We start from the raw sequence: 22,384 nt of genomic DNA, 5'->3' as shown, positions 1-22,384 counted from the left end.
GGGGCTCGGTCGTAGGCTGACCGGTATGACGGGGCGGGTGGTTTCGGTGAACCTCGCGGTGGTCACCGAGGCGGAGTGGGCGGGTGACGCCAGCGGGCGCAGTGGCATCGACAAGCGGCCGGCGGCCGGGCGGGTTCCCGTCCGGGTCGACGGGGTGGTCGGTGACTTCATCGCCGAACGGGCCCACCACGGCGGCCCCGAGCAGGCGGTGTACGCGTACGCCACCGAGGACGCCGAGTGGTGGGCGACGGAACTGGACCGGCCCGTGCCGCCGGGGCGATTCGGCGAGAACCTCACCACCCTCGGAGTGAACGTCACCGGGGCGGTGGTCGGCGAGCAGTGGGCGATCGGATCCGCGCTGCTCCAGGTCACCAAGCCGCGTACGCCCTGCCGGACGTTCGCCGGCTTCTGGGGCGTACCGGATCTGATCAAGCGGTTCGGCGCGCGGGCAGCCCCCGGGGCGTACCTACGGGTGCTCCGGTCCGGTGAGGTCGGCGCCGACGACCCGGTGGAGGTGCGGGACCGCCCGGCACACGGCGTCACCATCGGAGAGGTGTTCCGGGCCCTGAACCGGGAGCCGGAGCTGCTGCCCCGACTGCTCGACGTACCGGAGCTGCCCGCGCCGATCCGGGAGAAGGTCCGCCGCCGGCTGGGTGTCGCCCCCGGTCCGAGCTGACCGCGGGAGCCGCTGTCACCCGGAGAAGGGCGACAGGGCTCCCGCAGTCGCCCGAGGGCGGGTGCGGCAGCGTACGGTCAGCGCAGCCAGGGGATGTTGCGGTTGAGCTGACCGCGTTCCTTCAGCTCCTTGCGCAGCGGGATCTCGTCGTCGATGTACCCGTTCCAGTTGATGCCCCAGTAGTTCGCGGTGTGGGTGCCCTCACCGCAGAGCTGGCGCTGCACGGGCGTGCGGTTGGCCCACCACTCGCCGTCCTTGTCGATGTGCAGCTCGTCCAGCGGGCGGATCCACCGGTAGGTGTAGCCGACGAAGAGCATCTTGCGGGTGATGGTCGACAGGTTCGTCGACCGGGAGTGCCACTGGCGGCGGTCGAAGATGAAGGCGTCACCCGGGTTGGCGGTGATCTCCACCGTGCCCTCCGGGTCCGGGTTGTGCACGGTCAGGTCGTCCGGCCGGGGCAGCGAGTTCCACAGGTGGCTGCCCGGGATGACCTTGGTCGCGCCGCGTCCCTTCTCCGACAGGTCGGAGAGCACGTAGGCGACCTTCAGCGAGAACATCGGCCGGGGCAGGTTCGGGTCCATCGTCTCCGGGTCGGAGTTCTGCCGGTACCCGTCCTGGTGCCAACCCCAGTACGGCTTCTCCGGCTCGAGCGCCGGCGGGGTCACGTCCAGGTGGTTGTGGTGGGTGTAGATGTTCCACCCGGCCAGTCCCCACATGTACGGGAAGGCGATCGGGTGGGTGAGCAGGTCACCGAAGAGCTCGTCCCGCTCCAGGAAGCCCAGCAGGTGCAGGGTGCCGTCCTTGGTGGTCGTGCCCTTGGCCTTCTCCTCCTCGTAGACGCGGTCCACCGCGGCCTCCAGGGCGGCCCGGTGATCCTCCGTCAGCACGTTGCGCAGCAGAAGGAACCCCTGCTCGTGGAACTCTTTGCGATCAACATCGCTGATCGGCTCGTAACCGGTCCGGTCACCGTAGTCGAACACCGCCGTCACCCCTCCCCGAGGAATCCGCCATTTCTGGCACAGATCGCCGATGGTAACGCGCCGTCGCCATGGTCGGCTTCCGACACCCGACCAGCGGGAACTGGCCTGACGGTGGACCGTCCAGCGGTGGGACGCCGGGGGAGGACCGGCAGGGCGGCCCGGAGGGAGACGGAGGTCACGCCTCGTCGAAGACCTCGGCGACCACCCGGGCGTCCTGCCGGTCCCGGTCCGAGGTCCGGGACCAGGTGCCCCGGCTGGCCGTCCACTCCAGGTCGGCGAAACGGACCCGCTTGACCCCGTGGTCGTGGGCGTGGGACACCAGCCAGTGGGCGTACCGCCAGCCGTCGCGGGGGTCGGCGGCGGGCACGGTCAGCCCGGTCAGCTCGGCCGCGTCGACCGTGCCCGGCAACCCCCAGTCCAGGGTGAGGCTCTGGGTGAGCGCGGTCGCCGCGGCGACGCCGCGCATCGTCGGCGTACGACCCACGGTGCAGGCGACCGCGGCGGTGGCGTCGCCGAGCAGCGCCCGGGTGAGGACCTCCGACTCGTCGGACCACTTCTGGTACGCCTCGGGGAAGGCCGACCGCTGGACCGCCTGGGCGGCGTCGGTGACCCGCATCTCCTCCCAGCCACGGACCTTCTTGAGCCCGGCGTAGAACTTGTTGGCGGCGTAGCGGGGGTCGCGGATCTGCTCCGGCGTGCCCCACCCCTGGCTGGGCCGCTGCTGGAACAGCCCGATCGAGTCCCGGTCGCCGCCGGCCAGGTTCTCCAGCCCGGACTCCTGGTAGGCGGTGGCGAGCGCCACCACGACGGCCCGCTCGGGCATGTTCCGCTGGATGCCGATCGCCGCGATGGTGGCCGCGTTCGCCATCTGCTCCGCGTTGAGCCGGACGTGACCCTCGGCCCGGACCGTGCAGCTGCGTCCGGCGATCGGCAACCGCAGGTTGTCACGGACGTCCCGGAGGACCAGGTAGATCCCGATGCCGGCGATGACGGCGACGACGAGGCTGGTTGCCACAATTGCCCGAGTTCGCACCCACACCTCCTGATCGACAGTCAGCCAAGCGTACGTCCCGCCTACCACCGGTCCGTTTCCGTCGACCGGTTCGCCCCGGGACTGTCCCGGCTGCACCCCGATGTCCGGCCGGCCGTCCTCCTCCACCTACCCGGCGTCGAGGGCCTCCACCCACCGGGTCGGCCGCTTCTCCCGGAAGGCCAGCACCCCCTCGCGGCCCTCCTCGGAGAGGAAGTAGCCGGTCGAGACGGCGGCGAGGTGGTCCAGCTCACGGCGCAGGTCCGTCTCGGCCGTCCGGCGCAGCAGGTCCTTGGTGCCGGCCAGCGCCCCCGGCGCGCCCTTGACCAGGGCCGCGCACCAGCGGGCCACCGCGTCGTCCAGGTCGCCGGCCGGCACCGCCGTGGTGACCAGCCCGACCTCGGCGGCCCGCCGGCCGTCGAAGGTCTCCCCGGTCAGGTACAGCTCGGCCGCGGCCCGGGAGGTCAGCCGGGGCAGGACGGTCGCCGAGATCACCGCCGGGATCACCCCGATCCGCACCTCGGTGAAGGCGAAGGTCGCGTCCTCGACGCAGACCGCCAGGTCGGCGGCGGCGATCAGGCCCAGCCCGCCGGCCCGGGCGGGGCCGGCCACCCGGGCCACCACCGGCTTCGGGCACTCCCGGACCGCCACCAGCACGTCGCCGAGCTTCCCGGCGGGCACGCTCCCGCTCGCGTACGCCGCGGCGGTCTCCTTCAGGTCGGCGCCGGAGCAGAACACCGGGCCGGTGTGGTCGAGCACCACCACACGGACCGAGGGGTCGGCGACCGCGGCGGAGAGGCCGTCGAGCAGCTCGGTCATCAGGGGCGTGGAGAGCGCATTGCGGTTGCGCGGGCTGTCCAGGGTGAGCGTGGTCACCCCACGGGCCGTCGACACCCGGACGAGCGGGTCGGGAGAGGTCATGTGAGGGCACACTAGTGGCCATGCCCGGCGTCCTTCCAGAAGGCGAATCCGTCCCGACCGACGGGTCGCTGCCGCCGTCCGCCCTGCGCGCGGTCGGCGCGCGGGGGTTCGGGGTCTACGTCCACGTGCCGTTCTGCGCCAGCCGCTGCGGCTACTGCGACTTCAACACGTACACCGCCGGCGAACTCGGCGGCGGGGTGAGCCGGGAGACCTACGCCGACACCGTCCTGGCCGAGCTGGCGCTCGCCGCCCGGGTGCTCGGGGACGCCACGCCGCCCCGGGTGGACACCGTCTTCGTCGGCGGTGGCACGCCCACCCTGCTCCCCGCCGACGACCTGGCCCGCGTCCTCGACGGCATCGACCGCACCTGGGGACTCGCCGCCGACGCCGAGGTCACCACCGAGGCCAATCCGGAGTCGGTCACACCGGAGTCGCTGAAGACGCTGCGGGCCGCCGGGTACACCCGGATCTCGCTGGGCATGCAGTCGGCCGCGCCCGGGGTGCTCGCCGTACTCGACCGGAAGCACTCCGCCGGGCGGGCCACCGCCGCCGCGACCGAGGCCCGCGACGCCGGGTTCGACCACGTCAACCTCGACCTGATCTACGGCACGCCGGGGGAGCGGGCCGAGGACTTCGCCGCCTCGCTCGACCAGGTGGTCGCCGCCGGGGTGGACCACGTCAGCGCGTACGCCCTGATCGTGGAGGAGGGCACCCGGCTCGCCGCCCGGATGCGTCGGGGCGAGCTGGCGTACCCCTCCGACGACGTGGCGGCGGACCGCTACCTCGCCGCGGAGGCCGCCCTCGACGCGGCCGGTTTCTCCTGGTACGAGGTCTCCAACTGGGCCCGGACGCCCGCCGCCCGGTGCCGCCACAACCTGCTCTACTGGACCGGCGGCGACTGGTGGGGCCTCGGCCCGGGGGCGCACAGTCACGTCGGCGGCGTGCGCTGGTGGAACGTCAAGCACCCGAGCGCGTACGCGGCGAGACTGGCCGCCGGGGGCTCGCCCGGCCAGGCGCGGGAGGTCCTCACCGCCGACGAGGCGCACATGGAGGACGTGATGCTCCGGCTCCGGCTCGCCTCCGGGCTACCGTTGTCGGTCCTCGACGCCCCCGGCCGGGCCGGGGCCGAGCGGGCCCGTGCCGCCGGCCTGCTCGCCGAGGCCGAGTACGCCGCCGGGCAGGCGGTGCTCACCCTGCGTGGCCGCCTGCTCGCCGACGCCGTCGTGCGCGACCTGTTGCCCTGACCTGGCCTGACCGGGCCCGGCCGGGGTCTCCCCGAACGGGCCCGACCGGGCGGGTCACTTCACGAAGTTCCGGGTCATCGGGTACTGGTAGAGCAGGTCCTGGTTGGCCTTGAGCGCGGCGACGATGCCGAGCACGATCGGCACGATCGCGAGCAGCAGCGGCACGAAGAAGAGCAGGCCGCAGGTGATCCCGGCGATCAGCCAACCCACCAGGATCGCGACCGCCCAGGTGATCTGGAAGTTGAGCGCGGCGACGGCGTGCGCGCGCACCGCCGGGGACTGCTGGCCCCGGAGCAGGAGCACGATCAGCGGGCCGACCCAGCCGAAGAGGGTGGCACCGACCACCATGCCGATCGGACCCCCGACGTGGGCGAGCACCGCCCAGGTCCGGTCCTCGCCTCCGGGCGATCCGGGTGTCGGGTGCGGTCCACCGGTGCCCGGCGGCGGGTAGCCGCCCGGACCCCCGGTCGGCGGCTCTCCCGACGCCCCGGGCGGCGGAAAGCCCGCCTGCGGCCCCGGCGGGTAGCCGCCCTGCTCCCCGGACGGCGGGTAGCCGCCCTGGTCACCGGGCGGCGGGTAGCCGCCCTGGTCACCGGGCGGCGGGTAGCCGCCCTGGTCACCGGGCGGGAAATGGCCGCTCTGGTCGCCGGGCGGTGGATAGCCGGTCGCGGCGAAGTGCCCGCCCGAGGTCGGGTGGTCGGCCGTCGGGTCGTGAACCGTCGTCGGCGGTTCCGGGGCGTAGGCGGCGTGGCGTTCCGCTGACGGTTCGTCACCCGGTGACCCGTAGCGCTGCGTCGGCGGCTCGTACGAAGGCGCGGAGAGGTTCTCCGTCGGCGGCTCGTACGACGGCGTCGACCAGTTCTCGGTCGGTGGCTCGTACGCAGGCGGGGCCAGGTGCGCGGTCGGTGGCTCGTACGACGGCGCGGAGAGGTTCTCCGTCGGCGGCTCGGGCGTCGACCAGCTCCGGGTCGACGGGGTCAGGTTCTCCGTCGGCGGTTCGGGCGGCGTCGACCAGTTCTCCGTCGGCGCTTCGGGGGCCGGCGCGGAGAGGCGCTCGGTGGGCGGCTCGGCGTACTGCTCGGTGGCGGGCTCGTGGGGCGGCCCGGACCGACCGCCGGACGGGGTGGACCCGCCGGGTGGGGGATACCCGGACGCCCCGTCCGCGCCGGACAGTGGGGTGGTCGGCTCCTCGGGCGTCGACGGGGCCCCGGACGGGGCGAGCGGCATGGTCGGCTCCGGCGGGTACCGGCCGGGGTCGCCCTCGCCGGGCGGGCGCGGCGGTTCAGTCATGCCGGTCACGGTAGGGGCTCCGGGCAAGCCGCGACCAGCGGGACACCGTCCGGATCACCCGGACGGACCGCCACCGTGCCGGGCGGGCCGCGGGGTACAGGTCGACACCGATCATCGCGTCCCGGGGGTGGGCCGACGTAGACTGGCACTCGTTACAGTCGAGTGCCAGGGGCGCGGTCCCTCGCGGTCGGCGGCCGCCACCGGTCGTCGCCGATGGCGGACGTGCACCGCACGACCCTGGGTGCCGACAGGCGTAGGAGGTGGGGAGAGTGGGTCTCGACGACCGGAAGCTCGCCGTGCTGCGCGCGATCGTCGAGGACTACGTCGCGACCCAGGAACCGGTCGGCAGCAAGGCGCTGGTCGAGCGGCACCAGCTCGGTGTCTCCCCGGCAACGGTCCGCAACGACATGGCCGTGCTGGAGGAGGAGGGCTACATCCGGCAGCCGCACACCAGCGCCGGACGGGTGCCCACCGACCGCGGCTACCGCCTCTTCGTCGACCGGCTCAGCCGGGTCAAGCCGCTGAGCCCGGCCGAGCGTCGGGCGATAGAGCGGTTCCTGGTCGGTGCGGTCGACCTCGACGACGTCGTCCACCGCACCGTCCGGCTCCTCGCCCAGCTCACCCGCCAGGTGGCCGTGGTGCAGTATCCGAGCCTGGCCCGTTCCTCGGTGCGGCACCTGGAGCTGGTGCCGATCTCCACCACCCGGTTGATGCTGGTGATGATCGCCGACACCGGCCGGGTCGAGCAGCGGCTGGTGGAGCTGCCCGCGCCGGTTCCCGCCGACGACGTCACCGACCTGCGGCGGCTGGTCAACGAGAAGCTCTGCGGCACCCGGCTGTCGGACACCCCGCCGCTGGTGCAGGCGTTGGTGGAGGAGGTCAGGGTCGGGCTGCGTCCGACGATGACCACGCTCGCCACCGTCCTGCTGGAGACCCTGGTCGAACGGCACGAGGAGCGGATCGCGCTGGCCGGCACGGCCAACCTGACCCGGGGCGGCCTGCTCGACTTCCATGGCTCGTTACGGCCGATCCTCGAGGCGCTCGAGGAGGAGGTCGTCCTGCTCAAGCTGATCGGCGAGGTCGAGCCGAGCACGACCCGGATCCGGATCGGCGACGAGAACGAAATCGACAACCTGCGGGGTACGTCGGTGGTCAGCACGGGTTACGGTCCGGGTGCCACCATCGTGGGTGGGCTGGGCGTGCTCGGCCCGACGCGGATGGACTACCCCGGCACCATCGCCACGGTACGCGCCGTGGCACGCTACGTGGGCGAGCTGCTGGCCCAGAACTGACCAGTCAGGGCCGACGGCCGACTCGGGCCGACGACCGGCGCAACGCGAGACGAACATGAGGACACGGAACGCAGTGGCCAGGGACTACTACGGCATCCTCGGCGTCAGCCGGGAAGCCTCCGACGACGAGATCAAGCGCGCCTACCGCAAGCTGGCGCGGCAGTTCCACCCGGACGTCAATCCGGACCCGGAGGCCCAGGAGAAGTTCAAGGACATCAACGCCGCGTACGAGGTCCTCTCGGACGACCGGAAGCGGCAGATCGTCGACCTGGGTGGCGACCCGCTCGCCCCGGGCGGCGGCGGGGCCGGTCCGGGCGGGCCGGGCGGCGCCGGACCGTTCGTCGGCTTCCAGGACATCATGGACGCCTTCTTCGGCGGGGCCACCGGCTCGCGGGGGCCGCGTCCGCGCACCCGTCCCGGGGCCGACGCGATCCTGCGGCTGGAGCTGGACCTGAACGAGACGGCGTTCGGCGTCGAGGCGCCGATCACCGTCGACACCGCGGTGCTCTGCACCACCTGCTCCGGCGCGGGCACGGCCGCCGGCACCCACCTGGCCACCTGCGAGGCGTGCGGTGGGCGGGGTGAGGTGCAGTCGGTGCAGCGCACCTTCCTCGGCCAGGTCGTCTCGGCCCGGCCCTGCACGGTCTGCCAGGGGCACGGCACCACCATCCCGCACCCCTGCCCGACCTGTGCCGGTGACGGCCGGGTCCGCACCCGCCGCTCGCTGACCGTCAAGATCCCGGCGGGCGTGGAGGACGGCATGCGGATCCGCCTCGCCCAGCAGGGTGAGGTCGGCCCGGGTGGCGGCACCGCCGGCGACCTCTACGTCGAGATCCACGAACGGCCGCACGACGTCTACTCCCGCAAGGGCGACGACCTGCACTGCCGGGTGACGGTGCCGATGACCGCCGCGGCGCTCGGCACCCGACTGACCATCAAGACCCTGGACAGCGAGGAGATCGTCGACGTCAAGGCGGGCACCCAGCCGGGCAGCACGATGCGGTTGCGCGCCCGGGGCGTACCGCACCTGCGCGGCACCGGCCGGGGCGACCTCTACGTCCACCTCGACGTGCGGACTCCGACCAAGCTCGACGCCGACCAGGAGCGGATGCTGCGCGACTTCGCCAAGACCCGGGGCGAGGAGGTCGCCGAGCTGAGCAAGCAGGGCGGCTTCTTCTCCCGGATGCGGGACGCGTTCAACGGGCACGGCTGAGTGTCGGCGCCGCTGTTCCTGGTCGAGGCGCTGCCCGTCGCCGACACGCTGACCCTGGGCGGACCGGAGGGTCACCACGCGGCCACCGTGCAACGGCTCCGGGTCGGCGAGGAGCTGCTGCTCGCCGACGGCCGGGGCGGCACGGCCGCCGCCGTGGTCACCGCCGTCGGCCGGGGCACTCTCGACCTGGCCGTCACCTCCCGGGGGTACGTCGACGCGTCGGTCCCCCGGATCGTGGTGGTGCAGGGCATCGCCAAGGGCGACCGGGGCGAGCTGGCCGTCCAGGCGATGACCGAGGCCGGGGTGGACGAGATCGTGCCCTGGGCGGCGTCCCGCTCGGTGACGCAGTGGCGCGGCGAGCGGGGAGTCCGGGCCCGGGAGAAGTGGACGGCGACCGCCCGGGAGGCGGCGAAGCAGGCCCGCCGGCCCTGGCTGCCCGTGGTGGCCGGGGCCCCCGACGAGTCGACGGCGACGGTCGCGGCCCGGATCTCCGGAGCCGCCGCCGGGTACGTGTTGCACGAGGAGGCACAGGACCGGCTGACCACCGTCGAGCTGCCGACGACCGGTGAGATCGTGCTGGTGGTGGGACCGGAGGGCGGGATCGCCCCGGCCGAGGTGGACGCCTTCCGGGCCGCCGGAGCCCGTCCGGTCCGGCTCGGGCCGGCGGTACTGCGCACCTCCACCGCCGGGGTGGCGGCGCTCAGTGTGCTCGCCACCCGCCTCGCCCGCTGGTGACCGGGGCCACGCTCACAGGCGCGGGAAGACCTGGACGGTCTCCTCGTCGGGACTGAGGTCGAGCCCGGCCGGGCCGACGATGAGCGGGTCGGGGGTGCCGAGCACGTCCCGGTCCTTGTCGGTGTAGTCGAAGCGGTTGAGCACGTGGCGCATCGCCTCCAGCCGGGCCCGCTTCTTGTCGTTGCTCTTGACCACGGTCCACGGCGCGTCGGCGGTGTCGGTGTAGAAGAACATCGCCTCCTTGGCCTCGGTGTACTCGTCCCACTTGTCCAGCGAGGCGACGTCCATCGGGGAGAGCTTCCACTGCCGTACCGGGTCGACCTGACGGATGGCGAACCGGGTGCGCTGTTCGTTCTGGGAGACCGAGAACCAGAACTTGACCAGCCGGATGCCGGAGCGGACCAGCATCCGCTCCAGTTCGGGGGCCTGGCGGAGGAACTCCAGGTACTCCTTGCGGGTGCAGAAACCCATCACCCGCTCCACCCCGGCCCGGTTGTACCAGGACCGGTCGAAGAGCACGATCTCGCCGGCCGCCGGCAGATGGTGCAGCCAGCGCTGGAAGTACCACTGGGTGGACTCCCGCTCGTTCGGCTTGACTAGGGCGACCACCTTGGCCCCGCGCGGGTTGAGGTGCTCCATGAAGCGCTTGATCGTGCCGCCCTTGCCGGCCGCGTCCCGCCCCTCGAAAATGATCACCATCCGCTCGCCGGTCTCCTTGATCCAATCCTGGAGCTTGAGGAGTTCGATCTGGAGCAGCCGCTTGTGGTGGTCGTACTCCTCGCGCGGCATGCGCTCGTCGTACGGGTAGTCCTCGCGCCAGGTGTCCACCGGGCTGCCGTCCGCGCGGAGCAGCACGGGGTCGTCGTCGTGGTCGTCGACCACCTGGTAGTCGGCGGTCAGGTCCAGCAGCTCGGCGTCGGCCATGTCGGAGGTCCTTACCCCGGAACCGGACCGTCAGCCGTCCCGGAAGCTGGGAGTTCGCTGGGAGGATAGCCTCAGGAACGCAGGTAGGACGCGCCGTTCAGGTCGACGATGGTGCCCGAGGCCCACTCCGCCTCCGGTGCGGCGAGCCAGTGCACCGCGGCGGCGATCTCCTCCGGCTGGGCCACCCGGTCGAACGGGCTCTGCGCCCGCACCGCCGCGCCCCGGGGCGACTTGAGGTGCTCGTTGGTCATGTCGGTCTCGACGAAGCCGGGCGCCACCGTCGCCACCGCGATGCCGTACGGGGCCAGCGCCACCGCGAGGGACTGTCCCATCGCGTTCATCCCCGCCTTGCTCGCGCCGTACGCCGGGTTGCCCGGCTCCCCGCGGAACGCCCCCCGGGACGAGACGTTGACGATCCGGCCGCCCCGGCCGCGCATGTGCTGGGCGGCGCACCAGGCGGCGTTGGCCGCGCCGAGCAGGTTGGTGTCGACGATCTGCCGCCAGCGCTGCTGCCACTGCTCGTACGTGGTCTCGAAGACCGGGTGCGGCGGATCCGCCGGGCCGAACACCCCGGCGTTGTTGACCAGCACGTCCAGTCCGCCGAGCCGGGCCGCCGCCTCGTCCACCGCGGCCCGGACCGCGTCCGGGTCCGCCAGGTCGGCCCGGACCACGACGTGTCCGTCGCCGGGCAGATCCGCCCGGAGCCGTTCGGCCAGTTCCGCCGAGTCGCGGTGGTGGATCGCCACCCGGTCGCCGCCCGCCGCGAACCTGCGGGCCACCGCCCGGCCGATGCCGCGCGAGGCCCCCGTCACCAGTACCGCCCGAGATTCCACCCGTCCATGATCCCCGACCGCCGTCCCCCGCTCGGGCCGGGGCCGCTGGACGACCTGGACGACCTGCGGCGACATGCCGGCCCGGCTCGGCGGGATGCCGGTGACGCCCGGCGGCCCTACCATGCGTCGATGAGTTCCGACTGCCTGTTCTGCCGCATCGTCGCCGGGGAGATCCCGGCCACCATCGTCCGGGAGACCGCGACCACGCTGGCCTTCCGGGACATCGACCCGAAGGCCCCGGTGCACGTGCTGGTGATTCCCAAGGTGCACTACGCCGACGTGGCCACGCTCGGCCAGGGCGACCCGGAACTGGCCGGCCAGGTGCTCGCCACCGCCGCCGAGGTGGCCGAGGCCGAGGGGCTGCTCGCGGACGGCTTCCGGCTGCTGTTCAACACCGGTGGGTACGGCGGCCAGGAGGTGTTCCACGTGCACGCCCACCTGCTCGGCGGCGTGCCACTCGGCCCGATGCTCGCCCGCTGAGCCCCGGCACCCGCCCTCCGCGGTGGTAGGGAGGGACCCGCTGCTGAGCAGCGAGCGGCAACCGGGACCCCCTCCCTACACTTGCGGGGTGGTGGAGATCAACGTGCGGCTGGGGCGGATGGTGCGGCAGGTGCAGGCCGGTGCCCGGGTGCCGGCGCTGTCGGTGGCCCTGCACCGGGCCGACCGGCCACCGTGGAGCATCACCGTCGGTGCCACCGGCAACGACGCCCCGCTGACCCCGCTGACCCCCTTCCGGATCGGCTCGGTCACCAAGACCTTCACCGCCGTCCTGGTGCTCCAGTGCCGCGACGAGGGCCTGCTCGACCTGGACGACCCGGTGGGACGGCACCTCGACGTGCCCGCGCACGGCGAGATGACCGTCCGCCGGCTGCTGTCGCACACCTCGGGCCTGCAACGGGAACCGTACGGCGACATCTGGGACACCCTGCGGGCCCCCGGTGTCGAGCAGCTCCTCGCCGACCTCACCCGGGCCGAGCGGGTGCTGCCCCCGGCCCGCCGCTTCCACTACTCCAACCTGGGGATGGCCCTGCTCGGGGAGCTGGTCGGGAGGCTGCGCGGCGGCACCTGGGTGGAGGTGCTCGCCGAGCGGGTTCTCGCGCCGCTCGGGCTGACCGCCACCACCACCCGGCCCGGTCCGCACGCGGCCACCGGGTTCCTGGTCGATGCGTACTCCGACCACGTGCGGCCGGAGCCGCCGACCGACTTCGGCGCGGTGGGGCCGGCGGCGCAGCTCTGGAGCACGGCGGGGGACATGGCCCGCTGGGCGGCCTTCCTGGCCGACCCGGTCGCGCTGGATCCGACCGGCGCGGTGCTCGCTGCGGCGACCCTGGACGAGATGCGCTGGCCGCGTACGGTCACCGACGAGACGAACTGGGTCGACGGCTTCGGCCTCGGCCTGATCCTCGTGCCGCAGCCGAACCGGGTGCTGCACGTCGGGCACGACGGGGCGATGCCCGGTTTCCTCGCCTCGGTCTACGGCCGACGGGGCGGTGACGGGACACCGGCGGCGATGGGCTGTGCGGTGCTCGGGTCGGCCGGCACCGCCCGGCCGATCTTCGATCTGCCGCACCGGCTGCTCGCCGCCTCGGTGGAGCACGACCCGGCCGACATCGAGCCGTGGTCGCCCGGGGAGCCGGCCCCGGAGGTGTACCGGGATGTGCTGGGCCGCTGGTGGGGCGAGGGTTTCGAGTACGTCTTCTGCTGGCGGGACGGGGCGCTGCGGGCCCGCGGGGCGGAGGATCCGCCGGGTAAGCCGGCGGCGGTCTTCGCGCCGCTGCCGGACCGGCCCGACGTGCTGCGGACGGTTTCCGGGCGCGAGGTCGGGGAGCTGCTCCGGCTGACCCGGGACGAGCGGGGGACGGTGCGCCGGATGCACTGGGCGACCTACCGCTTCACCCGGGACCAGCAGACCTTCGACGGGTACGACGTGCGCTGGCCGGGTCAGGGCTGAGCCGGGACGCCTCCCGGCCCCGGCCGCCCGGGCGGCTTCGGCGTGCCGGGACGGCGGTTCGTCGACCCACGGCGAGCGCGACGGGGACCTGGCCGGGACGGCGGTTCGTCGACCCACGGTGAGCGCGAGGTGCCGGGGCCGGCGGATGCCGACCCCGGCCGTGCGGCGCGAGGGCTCAGCCGATCGTGGCCAGCGCCGGCCAGCTGTCCCGGAAGACCTGGGCGCCCGCGGCGCCGAAGCCGCCGAAGTTCCGGTCGACCTGCGCGGCCTCCGCGCTGGCCGGGTACGGGTTGGTGCAGCCGGTGCCCGCGCTGCCGCCGGACATGAGCAGTTGGCACTGGCCGTTGTAGTTGTCGGGCAGGCCGAGGATGTGCCCGATCTCGTGCGTCATGATCCGCAGCGGGGCGTACTGCTGCGCCTGGGCGGTGTCGATGACGACGTAGCCGTTGCCCAGGCTGCGCCGGACGGCGTACGAGCCGCCGCCGGTGGTGTAGTAGATCATCAGGTTCGAGCCGCACTTCGACATGGTCAGGTTGTTGGTGTAGTTGTTCCAGATCGACGCGGCCTGGTCGGCGATGCCGGCGTACGGCCCGGCCTGGCTGGTGTTGTAGCAGACGGTGGCGTTGACGACCTCGGCGGCGGCGGGGGCGGGGTTGGCCAGTCCGAGGCTCAGCACGGTGGCGGCACCGGCGACGAGGGTGGCGAAGCGGCGGCCGATCCTTCGTGGGGACACGAGTCACACTCCGTTCAGGGTGGGAGACGGGGGGTGAACGAATCCTAGGGATAGGCAGGCATCGATATCAATTCTGCCCGTTATGATGTTGATCAGATATAATGCTGGCTGATGTCGCGATCATGGCTTTCCTGGCGATCTTCTGGCGCCGCCCACCGCGGTGGCGAGGGAAATGGGCCGGGTGTCTCCGGTACCGACCCGATACCATGGGAGTAACGTCCGTACGCCGAGCCAGCTCAGGCCGGCGCCGAGAGCGAGAGCAGGTGGCGCAGGGCCCGACGGCCCGACCTATGACCGGCACCCCACCTCCCGGCCCGTCCCGGGCGCAGACCAGGATCACCGTCTCCGATCCCAAGATCATGGTCAACCTCCTCGGCGCGGGCGACGAGATCCTGCGCCTCGTCGAGCGTTCGGTCGACAGTGACGTGCACGTCCGCGGCAACGAGATCACCATCACCGGTGCGCCCGCGGACAACGCCCTCGCCGAGCGCCTCTTCGGTGAGCTGCTCGAACTGATCGAGAAAGGCGAGACACTGACCACTGACGCCGTGCGGCGTACCGTCGGCATGCTCGAGCAGGGCGGCACGGAGCGGCCCGCCGAGGTCCTGACGCTGAACATCCTCTCCCGGCGCGGGCGCACCATCCGTCCGAAGACGCTGGGGCAGAAGCGCTACGTCGACGCGATCGACGTGCACACCATCGTCTTCGGCATCGGCCCCGCCGGTACCGGCAAGACCTACCTCGCGATGGCGAAGGCCGTGCAGGCGTTGCAGGCCAAGCAGGTCAACCGGATCATCCTCACCCGGCCGGCGGTCGAGGCGGGGGAGCGGCTGGGCTTCCTGCCCGGCACCCTCAACGAGAAGATCGACCCGTACCTGCGCCCGCTCTACGACGCGCTGCACGACATGCTCGACCCGGAGTCCATCCCCAAGCTGATGGCGGCCGGCACGATCGAGGTCGCGCCGCTGGCCTACATGCGCGGCCGGACGCTGAACGACGCCTTCATCATCCTCGACGAGGCGCAGAACACCACGCCCGAGCAGATGAAGATGTTCCTGACCCGACTGGGCTTCGGCTCCAAGATCGTGGTCACCGGCGACATCACCCAGGTCGACCTGCCGGGCGGGACGAGCAGCGGTCTGCGCGTCGTCCGGGAGATCCTCACCGACGTCGAGGACGTGCACTTCGCCCAGCTCTCCAGCTCGGACGTGGTCCGTCACCGGCTGGTCGGGGAGATCGTCGACGCGTACGCCCGGTGGGACGCCGAGCGGGAGAACCAGCAGGGACAGAGCGTGCACGCGGTGCCGGGCCGGGCCGCCCAGGGCGGCGGCCGCGCCGGTCGCCGCCGCTAGAGCAGAGGAAAGACGTGTCCATCGAGATCGCCAACGAGTCCGGTGTCCCGGTCGACACCGACGCCGTACTCGCCGTCGCCCGGCACGCCCTCGACGAGATGGGGGTCAACCCCCTCGCCGAGCTCTCCGTGCTCCTGGTCGACATCGACTACATGACCGAGCTGAACCACCGCTGGATGGGCGGCGACGGCCCGACCGACGTGCTGGCCTTCCCCATGGACGAGGGCAGCGTCGACCACGGGCCGGGGGAGAGCACCGGCCCGGCCGGCGAGCCGGCCCTGCTCGGTGACATCGTGCTCTGTCCGGAGGTGGCGGCCAAGCAGGCGGCCACCGCCGGGCACAGCGCCGCCGACGAGCTGCACCTGCTCACCGTGCACGGGGTGCTGCACCTGCTCGGGTACGACCACGCCGAACCGGAGGAGGAGCGCGAGATGTTCGGGCTCCAGGCGAGGCTGCTCGCCAGTTGGCGGTCGACCCGAGCCACGTGATGGACACGCCGATACTCGCCGCCGGCGCCACCGCCGGCCTGCCCGACCTGCAACTGCTGATGTTCGCCGCCGGCCTGGTGGTGGCCGCCGGCGTCATCGCGGCGACGGAGGCGGCGCTGGCCGCCATCTCCCCGGCCCGCGCCGCCGAACTGGCCCGGGACGGGGTACGCGGCGCGCGTACCCTCCAGGTGGTCGCCGCGGACGTGGTCCGCCACCTCAACCTCCTGCTCCTGCTCCGACTGCTGGCCGAGCTGACCGCGACCACCCTGGTGGCCCTGGTCGCGGTGGACACCTTCGGCGCGGGCTGGCGGGCCGCCCTGGTCACCGCCGGGGCGATGACCGTGATCAGCTTCGTGGTGGTCGGCGTCGGGCCGCGCACGATCGGCCGCCAGCACGCCTACGCGGTCGGCCGGACGGTCGCCCCGCTGGTCCGCTGGCTGGGCCGGGTGCTCAACCCGCTCGCCTCGCTGCTCATCCTGATCGGCAACGCGGTCACCCCCGGCAAGGGGTTCCGGGAGGGGCCCTTCGCCACCCAGGTGGAGCTGCGCGAACTGGTCGACCTGGCCGAGCAGCGCGGGGTGGTGGAGCACGGCGAACGCCAGATGATCCACTCGGTCTTCGCCCTCGGCGACACCATCGCCCGTGAGGTGATGGTCCCGCGTACCGAGATGGTGTGGATCGAGGAGAGCAAGACGCTCGGTCAGGCCCTGGTGCTCTTCCTGCGCTCCGGGTTCTCCCGGATCCCGGTGATCGGCGAGAACGTCGACGACGTGCTCGGCGTGCTCTACCTCAAGGACGTCATCCGGCGTACCCAGGGCGGCGGAGCCGACGCCGAGGGGACGCCGGTGGCCGAGCTGATGCGCCCGGCGACCTTCGTACCCGAGTCCAAGCCGGTCGACGACCTGCTCTCCGAGATGCAGGCGGCCCGCAACCACCTGGTGATCGTCGTCGACGAGTACGGCGGCACCGGCGGCCTGGTCACCATCGAGGACATCCTCGAGGAGATCGTCGGCGAGATCACCGACGAGTACGACATCGAACGCCCCCCGGTGGAGCACCTGCCGGAGAAGGGGGCGGTGCGGGTGACCGCCCGGCTGCCGGTGGAGAATCTGGGCGAACTGTTCGACGTGGAGCTTCCCGCCGACGAGGTGGAGACCGTCGGTGGCCTGCTCGCCCAGGCGCTCGGTCGGGTACCCATCCCGGGCGCGGAGGCGGAGGTCGCCGGGCTGCACCTGGTCGCCGAGGGCACCACCGGTCGGCGGAACCGGATCGACACCGTGCTGGTGCGCCGGGTCGGCCCGACCGACGAACAGGAGAGCCCGGGGCGGGGTGAGCAGGCCGAGCCCCGGGGAGGACACCCGAACCGTTCCGAGGAGAGGCAACCCGCCGATGCCTGAGTCACCCGCCGTACCGTCCGTTCCCGCCCCGACCGACTTGAGCGTCGAGGACGCCAAGCTGGTCACCCTCGCCCGGGGGGCGCGGGGCCGGGTCGGTGCCGTCGAGGGCGCGGCGGTCCGCGACCAGGACGGCCGGACGTACGCCGCCGCGAGCGTCTCGCTGCCGTCGTTGGCCGTCACCGCTCTCCAGTTGGCGGTCGCCTCCGCGGCGGCGGCCGGCGCGTCGCGCCTGGAGGCGGCGGTGGTGGTGACCGAGGCGTCGACCCTGGACACCGCCGGGCACGCCGCCGTACGGGATCTCGCGACGGACGCGCCGATCCACCTGGCGGCCCCGGACGGCACCGTCCTCGGCACGGTGGTCGAGTGACCCGCCGTGAGGACGCCGGCCGCCGTGAGGACGCCGGCCGCCGTGAAGACGCCGGTCGACGCGACGGGGCGGGCTTTGGCGGCGTGGGCTCCGGCGGGACGGTCGGCGGTGACCGGCCCTACCGGGCGGGGTTCGCCTGTTTCGTCGGGCGGCCGAACGCCGGCAAGTCGACCCTGACCAACGCCATCGTCGGGCAGAAGATCGCCATCACCTCGAGCAAGCCGCAGACCACCCGGCACGTCATCCGGGCCGTCCTGCACCGGCCGGACTCCCAGCTCGTCCTGGTGGACACGCCCGGCCTGCACCGTCCCCGGACGTTGCTCGGCGAACGCCTCAACGACCTGGTCCGGTCCACCTGGAGCGAGGTCGACGTGATCGGCCTCTGCATCCCGGCGAACGAGCCGGTCGGGCGGGGTGACCGCTTCATCACCGGTGAGCTGGCCGAGCTGAAGGCGACCGTCCTCGCGGTGGTCACCAAGACCGACCTGGTCGACAAGAGGCGGCTGGCCGAGCAGTTGCTCGCGGTCAGTGAGCTGGGCGAGTTCGCCGACGTGGTGCCGGTCAGCGCGGTCTCCGGGCACCAGGTGGACACCCTGGTCGAGGTGATGACCGGCTACCTGCCGCCCTCGCCGCAGCTCTACCCGGACGACATGCTCACCGACGACCCCGAGCAGGTGCTCGTCGCCGAACTGGTCCGGGAGGCGGCCCTGGAGGGCGTCCGGGACGAACTGCCCCACTCGATCGCGGTGATCGTCGAGGAGATGATCCCCGAGGGCCAGGTCATGAAGATCTACGCCGACGTGTACGTCGAGCGGTCCAGCCAGAAGGCGATCGTGATCGGCCACCGGGGCAGCCGGTTGAAGGACGTGGGCACCCGGGCCCGTCGGCAGATCGAGGAACTGCTCGGCACCCGGGTCTACCTCGACCTGCACGTCCGGGTGGCGAAGGACTGGCAGCGCGACCCGAAGCAGCTGCGCCGGCTCGGTTTCTGACCGACGGCCGACATCGGACGGGCGGGGCCGGGCTGGCCCCGCCCGCCCCCGCTGTCAGGTCGCCCCGCCCGGGGCGACGGTCGGCGGGGCGATCGTCGGCGGCCAGCGGGCGGTAGGCGGCGGGCGGCAGGCGGCAGGGCGCCGGGCGGCAGGGCGCCGGGCGGCAGGGCGCCGGGGGCCGCACTACGGCCTGCGGTTGGGGACCGAACCGCACTTCGAGGCTTTTGTGGGATTCCTCACTTTCAATCGCCCAGGCCGGGCGTTTCCCGCCAGCGGTGCGGAGGGTAGGACGAGAACCCGTCCTTGCCCCCGGACATAGACGCAGGCTGATGCGAAACCGATACCTGGATCTGCTGCGCTTCCTTGCGATCATCCGAGTCGTGGTCTACCACGTCACCGGGTGGGCCACGCTCACCCTGGTCTTCCCGGCCATGTCGGTGATGTTCGCGCTGGCCGGCTCGCTGATGGCCGCCTCGCTCGACCGCTCCGGTCCCGCCGCGGTCGGCCGACGGTTGCGCCGGCTGCTGCCCTCGCTCTGGGTGGTCGCGGCGATCTTCGTACCGGCCATGGCGATCAGCGGTGGGCTGTCGGTGAACTGGCGGCTGCTGCTCTGGCTCTTCCCGATCACCGATCCGCCGGTCAACGGCTGGGGCGCCCTCGCCCTCAGCGTGATCTGGTACCTACGCGACTACCTCTGGTTCGTACTCGTCTCCCCGGCGGCGCTCTGGCTGTTCCGGCGGGCCCCGCTGCCCACCCTGCTCGCCCCGTACGTGCTGCTGGTCGTGGTCGAGTTGGGCTTCCCCGGCGCGCCGGTCGTGCTGCGCGACTTCGGCCTCTACTTCGGCGCGTGGCTGCTCGGCTTCGCCCACCACGACGGCATGCTGCGCCGGCTCTCCCGACGGCTGCTGGTCGCCGTCGCGGCACTGCTGGCTACCGCCGGCGGCGCCTGGGTCCTCACCCACCCGGGAGCGCGCGGCTACGACCTCAACGACATCCGGATCGGCAACGCTCTCTGGGCGGCGGCGTTCGTCCTGATCGCCCTCGGGTTCGCCCCCTCCGCTGCGGCCTGGGTAGACCGCAACGCCCTGTTCGGCCGGGCGGTGACCGTGTTCAACCGGCGGGCGCTGACCGTCTACCTCTGGCACATGCCCTTCGTGGTGGCGCTCACCCCGCTGGTGGACGTGGTCGGCTGGTCCCACCAGGACCTGCTCGGCCTCGCCATCCGGGTGGTGCTGGTCTTCCTCCTGGTCGGGGTGGTGACCGCGCTGGTCGGCTGGGTCGAGGACGTCGCCGCCCGCCGTCGGCCCGAACTGCTGCCCGGCGGGCGACGTACCCGCCCGGGGTCGGCCCCACCCGCCGACGCCGCCCCGACGGCCGCCGGCGGGCCCGGTGCCGGGCCCGGACCGGGCGCCGTGCCCCGCCCCCGCCCCACCGCCGGTGCCGTGACCCGTTCCGGTTCCGCCGGCGGGATGCGGGTCGGACCCGACGCGGAGGCGGTCTCCCCGGCCGAGGCCGCCTCGGTCCGGTGAGCCGACCGGGCGCCACCCGGATCACGGGGGACTGCGGCCGGCGGGGAGAATGGTCCGGTGGCCGGGTACCGCCGACAGCTCTACCGCGACGACGCGGTGGTGCTGCGCGTCCAGAAGCTCGGCGAGTCGGACCGGATCATCACCCTGCTCACCCGCCGGCACGGCCGACTGCGCGCGGTGGCCCGGGGGGTCCGCCGCACCACCTCCCGCTTCGGCGCCCGACTGGAGCCGTTCGGCCACGTCGACGTCCAGCTCGCCGGGGACCCGAAGGGCAACCAGGGCAGCTCGCTGCACACCGTCAGCCAGGTCGAGGGAATCGACCTGTACGGCAAGCGGTTCCTCGGTGACTACCCCCGCTACACGGCGGCCAGCGCGATCGCCGAGACCGCCGAGCGGCTCACCCCGGTCGAACGGGAGCCCTCGCTGCGGCTCTTCCAGCTCACCCTGGGCGCGCTGAAGTCGCTGGCCCGTGCCGACCACGACACCACCCTGGTGCTCGACGCGTACCTGCTGCGCGGGATGACGCTGGCCGGCTGGGCGCCCGCGCTGGTCGCCTGCGCGGTCTGCGGAACGCCCGGTCGGCACCGGGCGTTCTCCGTACCGGCCGGGGGGTGTGTCTGCCCGGACTGCCGCCCACCCGGCGCGGCCCACCCCGCCCCCGCCACCGTCGACCTGATGTCCGCACTGACCACCGGCGACTGGATGGTCGCCGACGCCACCCCCACCGCCGTACGCCGGGAGTGCAGTGGACTCGTCGCGGCGCACCTCCAGTGGCACCTGGAACGCGCGTTACGCTCGCTGCCGCTGGTCGACCGGGGCACCCCGACGACCGGCCCGGTCGGGTCGCGCGGCAGCGACGGGCCGGTGGAGCGGGTGTGAGCAGGGGGAGTACCGAGTGATCCGATCGATGAGGACGGGCCGGCGCACGCCGACGCCGCCGACGCCGCACCCGTCCGGGGCCCGGCCGCCGGCACTGCCCGCCGAGGCGCTGCCGAAACACGTCGCGGTGGTGATGGACGGCAACGGTCGGTGGGCCAAGGAGCGGGGGCTGCCCCGCACCAGGGGCCACGAGGCGGGCGAGTTCTCCCTCTTCGACACCGTCGAGGGCGCGATCGAGCTGGGCATCCCCTACCTCTCGGCGTACGCGTTCTCCACCGAGAACTGGCGACGTTCCCCGGACGAGGTCCGCTTCCTGATGGGCTTCAACCGGGACGTCATCCGGCGTCGTCGGGACCAGCTCGTCGACCTGGGCGTCCGGGTGGTCTGGTCGGGGCGGGCCGGTCGGCTCTGGAAGAGCGTGATCGGCGAGTTGCAGACCGCCGAGGAGATGTCGAAGGACAACTCCACGCTGACCCTCCAGTTCTGCGTCAACTACGGCGGCCAGGCCGAGATCGCCGACGCCGCCGCCGCGATCGCCCGGGACGCCGCCGCCGGCAAGCTGGACCCGGCGAAGGTCACCGAGAAGACCGTCGCGAAGTACCTCTACCACCCGGAGGTCCCCGAGGTGGACCTCTTCCTGCGTCCCTCCGGCGAGGAGCGGATCTCCAACTTCCTGCTCTGGCAGAGCGCGTACGCCGAGCTGGTCTTCCTGGACACCCTCTGGCCGGACTTCGACCGTCGCCACCTCTGGTACGCCTGCGAGCTGTACGCCCAGCGCGACCGGCGGTTCGGCGGCGCGCTGCCCAACCCGGTCGCCCCACCGGCCCCGCTCGCCTGACCCGTCCGCCGGCCGCCCCGCTCGCCTGAGCCGGCCACCCGCCGCGCCCGTGCTTACCGGCGGCGCCTCCTGGGTACTGCCTGGTCAGCAGCTATCCAGGGAGGTGTACCGACAATGATCCAGAAGCGGATCGGGCAGTGGGCGGTCATGGCGGTCGCGGTGCCGCTGGCGGCTGCCGGCGCACGACGCATCAGCCACAGCATCGAGGCCCGGCGCGGCCCGTCCGGCGTCAGCCGGATGCTCAGCAAGGGAGCCGACCTGCTCCGCCCGCAGAAGGCGAAGCGGCGCCGGTTCTGGTGACCGGCCGGCGGTGCCGTCCTCCACGGCACCGCCGCGCCGCGACGGTGGTGGAGCGGGCCGGGCGGACGCACCGGTGACGGCTGCCGTAGGGCAACCGCCGCACCGGGGGCGGGCTACCGTCCGTACCGTGGTCATCGAGCTGACGGCGGCCGACGGCACCTCGTCCGGGCCGGCGGTGGCGTGCTGGACGACGAGGAGTACGCCCGGATGCGGCGGCATCCCACGGTCACCGCGGTCGAGATCCCCGACGCCGGCCACGACGTGCACCTCGACAGCCCGCAGCGGTGGCGGAGCGTCGTGACGAGCTTCCTGCGCCCGCCGGGGTAGCCCGCAGCGGTGGCGGGGCGTCGTGACGAGCTTCCTGCGCCCGCCGGGGTAGCCCGTAGCGGTGGCGGGGCGTCGTGACGAGCTTCCTGCGCC

Annotated in this window: 24 protein-coding genes; 17 read left to right on the top strand and 7 right to left on the bottom strand. The window is 73.1% G+C overall.

Annotated elements, in window-relative coordinates:
- The first annotated feature begins 25 nt into the window (after positions 1 to 25).
- Entirely contained in the window at positions 26 to 676 is a 651-nt protein-coding gene (locus tag AB0F58_RS25825) for an MOSC domain-containing protein (RefSeq protein WP_357147944.1), read from the top strand.
- A 77-nt stretch (positions 677 to 753) separates the two neighbouring features.
- On the opposite strand, the gene AB0F58_RS25820 is transcribed toward AB0F58_RS25825, so the two are convergent.
- From AB0F58_RS25820 to AB0F58_RS25810, 3 genes are all read right to left on the bottom strand, one after another.
- Positions 754 to 1,656, bottom strand: coding sequence for a phytanoyl-CoA dioxygenase family protein (locus tag AB0F58_RS25820; RefSeq protein ID WP_357147941.1), 903 nt, complete (start codon positions 1,654 to 1,656; stop codon positions 754 to 756).
- A 175-nt stretch (positions 1,657 to 1,831) separates the two neighbouring features.
- Positions 1,832 to 2,695 carry a hypothetical protein gene (locus tag AB0F58_RS25815; RefSeq protein ID WP_357147938.1) on the bottom strand — a complete coding sequence of 288 codons (864 nt, stop codon included), beginning with the start codon at positions 2,693 to 2,695 and terminating at the stop codon, positions 1,832 to 1,834.
- A gap of 120 nt (positions 2,696 to 2,815) precedes the next feature.
- Positions 2,816 to 3,607, bottom strand: a complete 792-nt coding sequence (locus AB0F58_RS25810; protein ID WP_357147935.1) for an enoyl-CoA hydratase family protein — start codon at positions 3,605 to 3,607, stop codon at positions 2,816 to 2,818.
- A 20-nt stretch (positions 3,608 to 3,627) separates the two neighbouring features.
- On the opposite strand from AB0F58_RS25810, the gene hemW reads away from it, so the two are divergent.
- Positions 3,628 to 4,851, top strand: a complete 1,224-nt coding sequence (gene hemW, locus AB0F58_RS25805; protein ID WP_357147932.1) for a radical SAM family heme chaperone HemW — start codon at positions 3,628 to 3,630, stop codon at positions 4,849 to 4,851.
- Between the two features lie 54 nt (positions 4,852 to 4,905).
- Here hemW and AB0F58_RS25800 read toward each other — a convergent pair whose 3' ends face one another.
- Positions 4,906 to 6,141 (bottom strand): DUF4870 domain-containing protein, encoded by a 1,236-nt coding sequence (locus AB0F58_RS25800; protein WP_357147929.1) that lies wholly within the window; start codon positions 6,139 to 6,141, stop codon positions 4,906 to 4,908.
- Between the two features lie 269 nt (positions 6,142 to 6,410).
- Between AB0F58_RS25800 and hrcA the strand changes: the two genes are divergently transcribed.
- The 3 genes from hrcA to AB0F58_RS25785 all read left to right on the top strand — a co-directional run bounded on the left by hrcA (position 6,411) and on the right by AB0F58_RS25785 (position 9,381).
- Positions 6,411 to 7,433 carry a heat-inducible transcriptional repressor HrcA gene (gene hrcA, locus AB0F58_RS25795; protein ID WP_357147926.1) on the top strand — a complete coding sequence of 341 codons (1,023 nt, stop codon included), beginning with the start codon at positions 6,411 to 6,413 and terminating at the stop codon, positions 7,431 to 7,433.
- Between the two features lie 73 nt (positions 7,434 to 7,506).
- Entirely contained in the window at positions 7,507 to 8,646 is a 1,140-nt protein-coding gene (gene dnaJ, locus AB0F58_RS25790) for a molecular chaperone DnaJ (protein ID WP_357148084.1), read from the top strand.
- Entirely contained in the window at positions 8,647 to 9,381 is a 735-nt protein-coding gene (locus AB0F58_RS25785) for a 16S rRNA (uracil(1498)-N(3))-methyltransferase (RefSeq protein WP_357147922.1), read from the top strand.
- A 12-nt stretch (positions 9,382 to 9,393) separates the two neighbouring features.
- Here the strand turns inward: AB0F58_RS25785 and ppk2 are convergent, their stop codons facing one another.
- Positions 9,394 to 10,305 carry a polyphosphate kinase 2 gene (gene ppk2 / locus AB0F58_RS25780; RefSeq protein ID WP_357147919.1) on the bottom strand — a complete coding sequence of 304 codons (912 nt, stop codon included), beginning with the start codon at positions 10,303 to 10,305 and terminating at the stop codon, positions 9,394 to 9,396.
- A 71-nt stretch (positions 10,306 to 10,376) separates the two neighbouring features.
- The gene (locus tag AB0F58_RS25775) at positions 10,377 to 11,138 is read right to left on the bottom strand and encodes an SDR family oxidoreductase (protein WP_357147916.1); all 762 of its coding nucleotides are present in this window, start codon (positions 11,136 to 11,138) and stop codon (positions 10,377 to 10,379) included.
- A gap of 129 nt (positions 11,139 to 11,267) precedes the next feature.
- Between AB0F58_RS25775 and AB0F58_RS25770 the strand changes: the two genes are divergently transcribed.
- Positions 11,268 to 11,618 carry a histidine triad nucleotide-binding protein gene (locus tag AB0F58_RS25770; protein ID WP_357147913.1) on the top strand — a complete coding sequence of 117 codons (351 nt, stop codon included), beginning with the start codon at positions 11,268 to 11,270 and terminating at the stop codon, positions 11,616 to 11,618.
- Between the two features lie 88 nt (positions 11,619 to 11,706).
- Positions 11,707 to 13,089 carry a serine hydrolase domain-containing protein gene (locus tag AB0F58_RS25765; protein ID WP_357147910.1) on the top strand — a complete coding sequence of 461 codons (1,383 nt, stop codon included), beginning with the start codon at positions 11,707 to 11,709 and terminating at the stop codon, positions 13,087 to 13,089.
- A gap of 175 nt (positions 13,090 to 13,264) precedes the next feature.
- On the opposite strand, the gene AB0F58_RS25760 is transcribed toward AB0F58_RS25765, so the two are convergent.
- Positions 13,265 to 13,822: a snapalysin family zinc-dependent metalloprotease gene (locus AB0F58_RS25760; protein ID WP_357147907.1), complete on the bottom strand. Its 558-nt coding sequence runs from the start codon at positions 13,820 to 13,822 to the stop codon at positions 13,265 to 13,267.
- A 290-nt stretch (positions 13,823 to 14,112) separates the two neighbouring features.
- On the opposite strand from AB0F58_RS25760, the gene AB0F58_RS25755 reads away from it, so the two are divergent.
- From AB0F58_RS25755 to AB0F58_RS25710, 10 genes are all read left to right on the top strand, one after another.
- On the top strand, positions 14,113 to 15,174 hold the full coding sequence (locus AB0F58_RS25755; RefSeq protein WP_357147904.1) for a PhoH family protein: 1,062 nt from the start codon (positions 14,113 to 14,115) through the stop codon (positions 15,172 to 15,174).
- Between the two features lie 14 nt (positions 15,175 to 15,188).
- On the top strand, positions 15,189 to 15,662 hold the full coding sequence (gene ybeY, locus AB0F58_RS25750; protein WP_357147901.1) for an rRNA maturation RNase YbeY: 474 nt from the start codon (positions 15,189 to 15,191) through the stop codon (positions 15,660 to 15,662).
- The gene (locus AB0F58_RS25745) at positions 15,662 to 17,059 is read left to right on the top strand and encodes a hemolysin family protein (protein ID WP_357147898.1); all 1,398 of its coding nucleotides are present in this window, start codon (positions 15,662 to 15,664) and stop codon (positions 17,057 to 17,059) included. The genes ybeY and AB0F58_RS25745 overlap by 1 nt, the downstream gene beginning before the upstream one ends.
- Positions 17,052 to 17,426, top strand: coding sequence for a cytidine deaminase (locus AB0F58_RS25740; protein ID WP_357147896.1), 375 nt, complete (start codon positions 17,052 to 17,054; stop codon positions 17,424 to 17,426). The genes AB0F58_RS25745 and AB0F58_RS25740 overlap by 8 nt, the downstream gene beginning before the upstream one ends.
- Positions 17,427 to 17,509: 83 nt before the next feature.
- Entirely contained in the window at positions 17,510 to 18,418 is a 909-nt protein-coding gene (gene era / locus AB0F58_RS25735) for a GTPase Era (RefSeq protein WP_357148081.1), read from the top strand.
- 329 nt (positions 18,419 to 18,747) lie between these two features.
- Positions 18,748 to 19,947 (top strand): acyltransferase, encoded by a 1,200-nt coding sequence (locus AB0F58_RS25730; RefSeq protein WP_357147893.1) that lies wholly within the window; start codon positions 18,748 to 18,750, stop codon positions 19,945 to 19,947.
- Positions 19,948 to 20,004: 57 nt separating this feature from the next.
- Positions 20,005 to 20,826, top strand: a complete 822-nt coding sequence (gene recO / locus AB0F58_RS25725) for a DNA repair protein RecO (RefSeq protein ID WP_357147890.1) — start codon at positions 20,005 to 20,007, stop codon at positions 20,824 to 20,826.
- A gap of 28 nt (positions 20,827 to 20,854) precedes the next feature.
- A complete protein-coding gene (locus tag AB0F58_RS25720) occupies positions 20,855 to 21,664 on the top strand; it encodes an isoprenyl transferase (RefSeq protein ID WP_357148078.1) in 810 nt (269 codons plus the stop codon).
- 114 nt (positions 21,665 to 21,778) lie between these two features.
- Positions 21,779 to 21,964 carry a hypothetical protein gene (locus AB0F58_RS25715; protein ID WP_357147887.1) on the top strand — a complete coding sequence of 62 codons (186 nt, stop codon included), beginning with the start codon at positions 21,779 to 21,781 and terminating at the stop codon, positions 21,962 to 21,964.
- Between the two features lie 180 nt (positions 21,965 to 22,144).
- The gene (locus AB0F58_RS25710; RefSeq protein ID WP_357147884.1) at positions 22,145 to 22,291 is read left to right on the top strand and encodes a hypothetical protein; all 147 of its coding nucleotides are present in this window, start codon (positions 22,145 to 22,147) and stop codon (positions 22,289 to 22,291) included.
- Positions 22,292 to 22,384 lie beyond the last annotated feature (93 nt).

The organism is Micromonospora sp. NPDC023956, assembly GCF_040639195.1.
Lineage (GTDB): Bacteria > Actinomycetota > Actinomycetes > Mycobacteriales > Micromonosporaceae > Micromonospora.
Note: the sequence above shows the minus strand (reverse complement) of the source record. Positions and strands in the feature narration are given on the sequence as shown.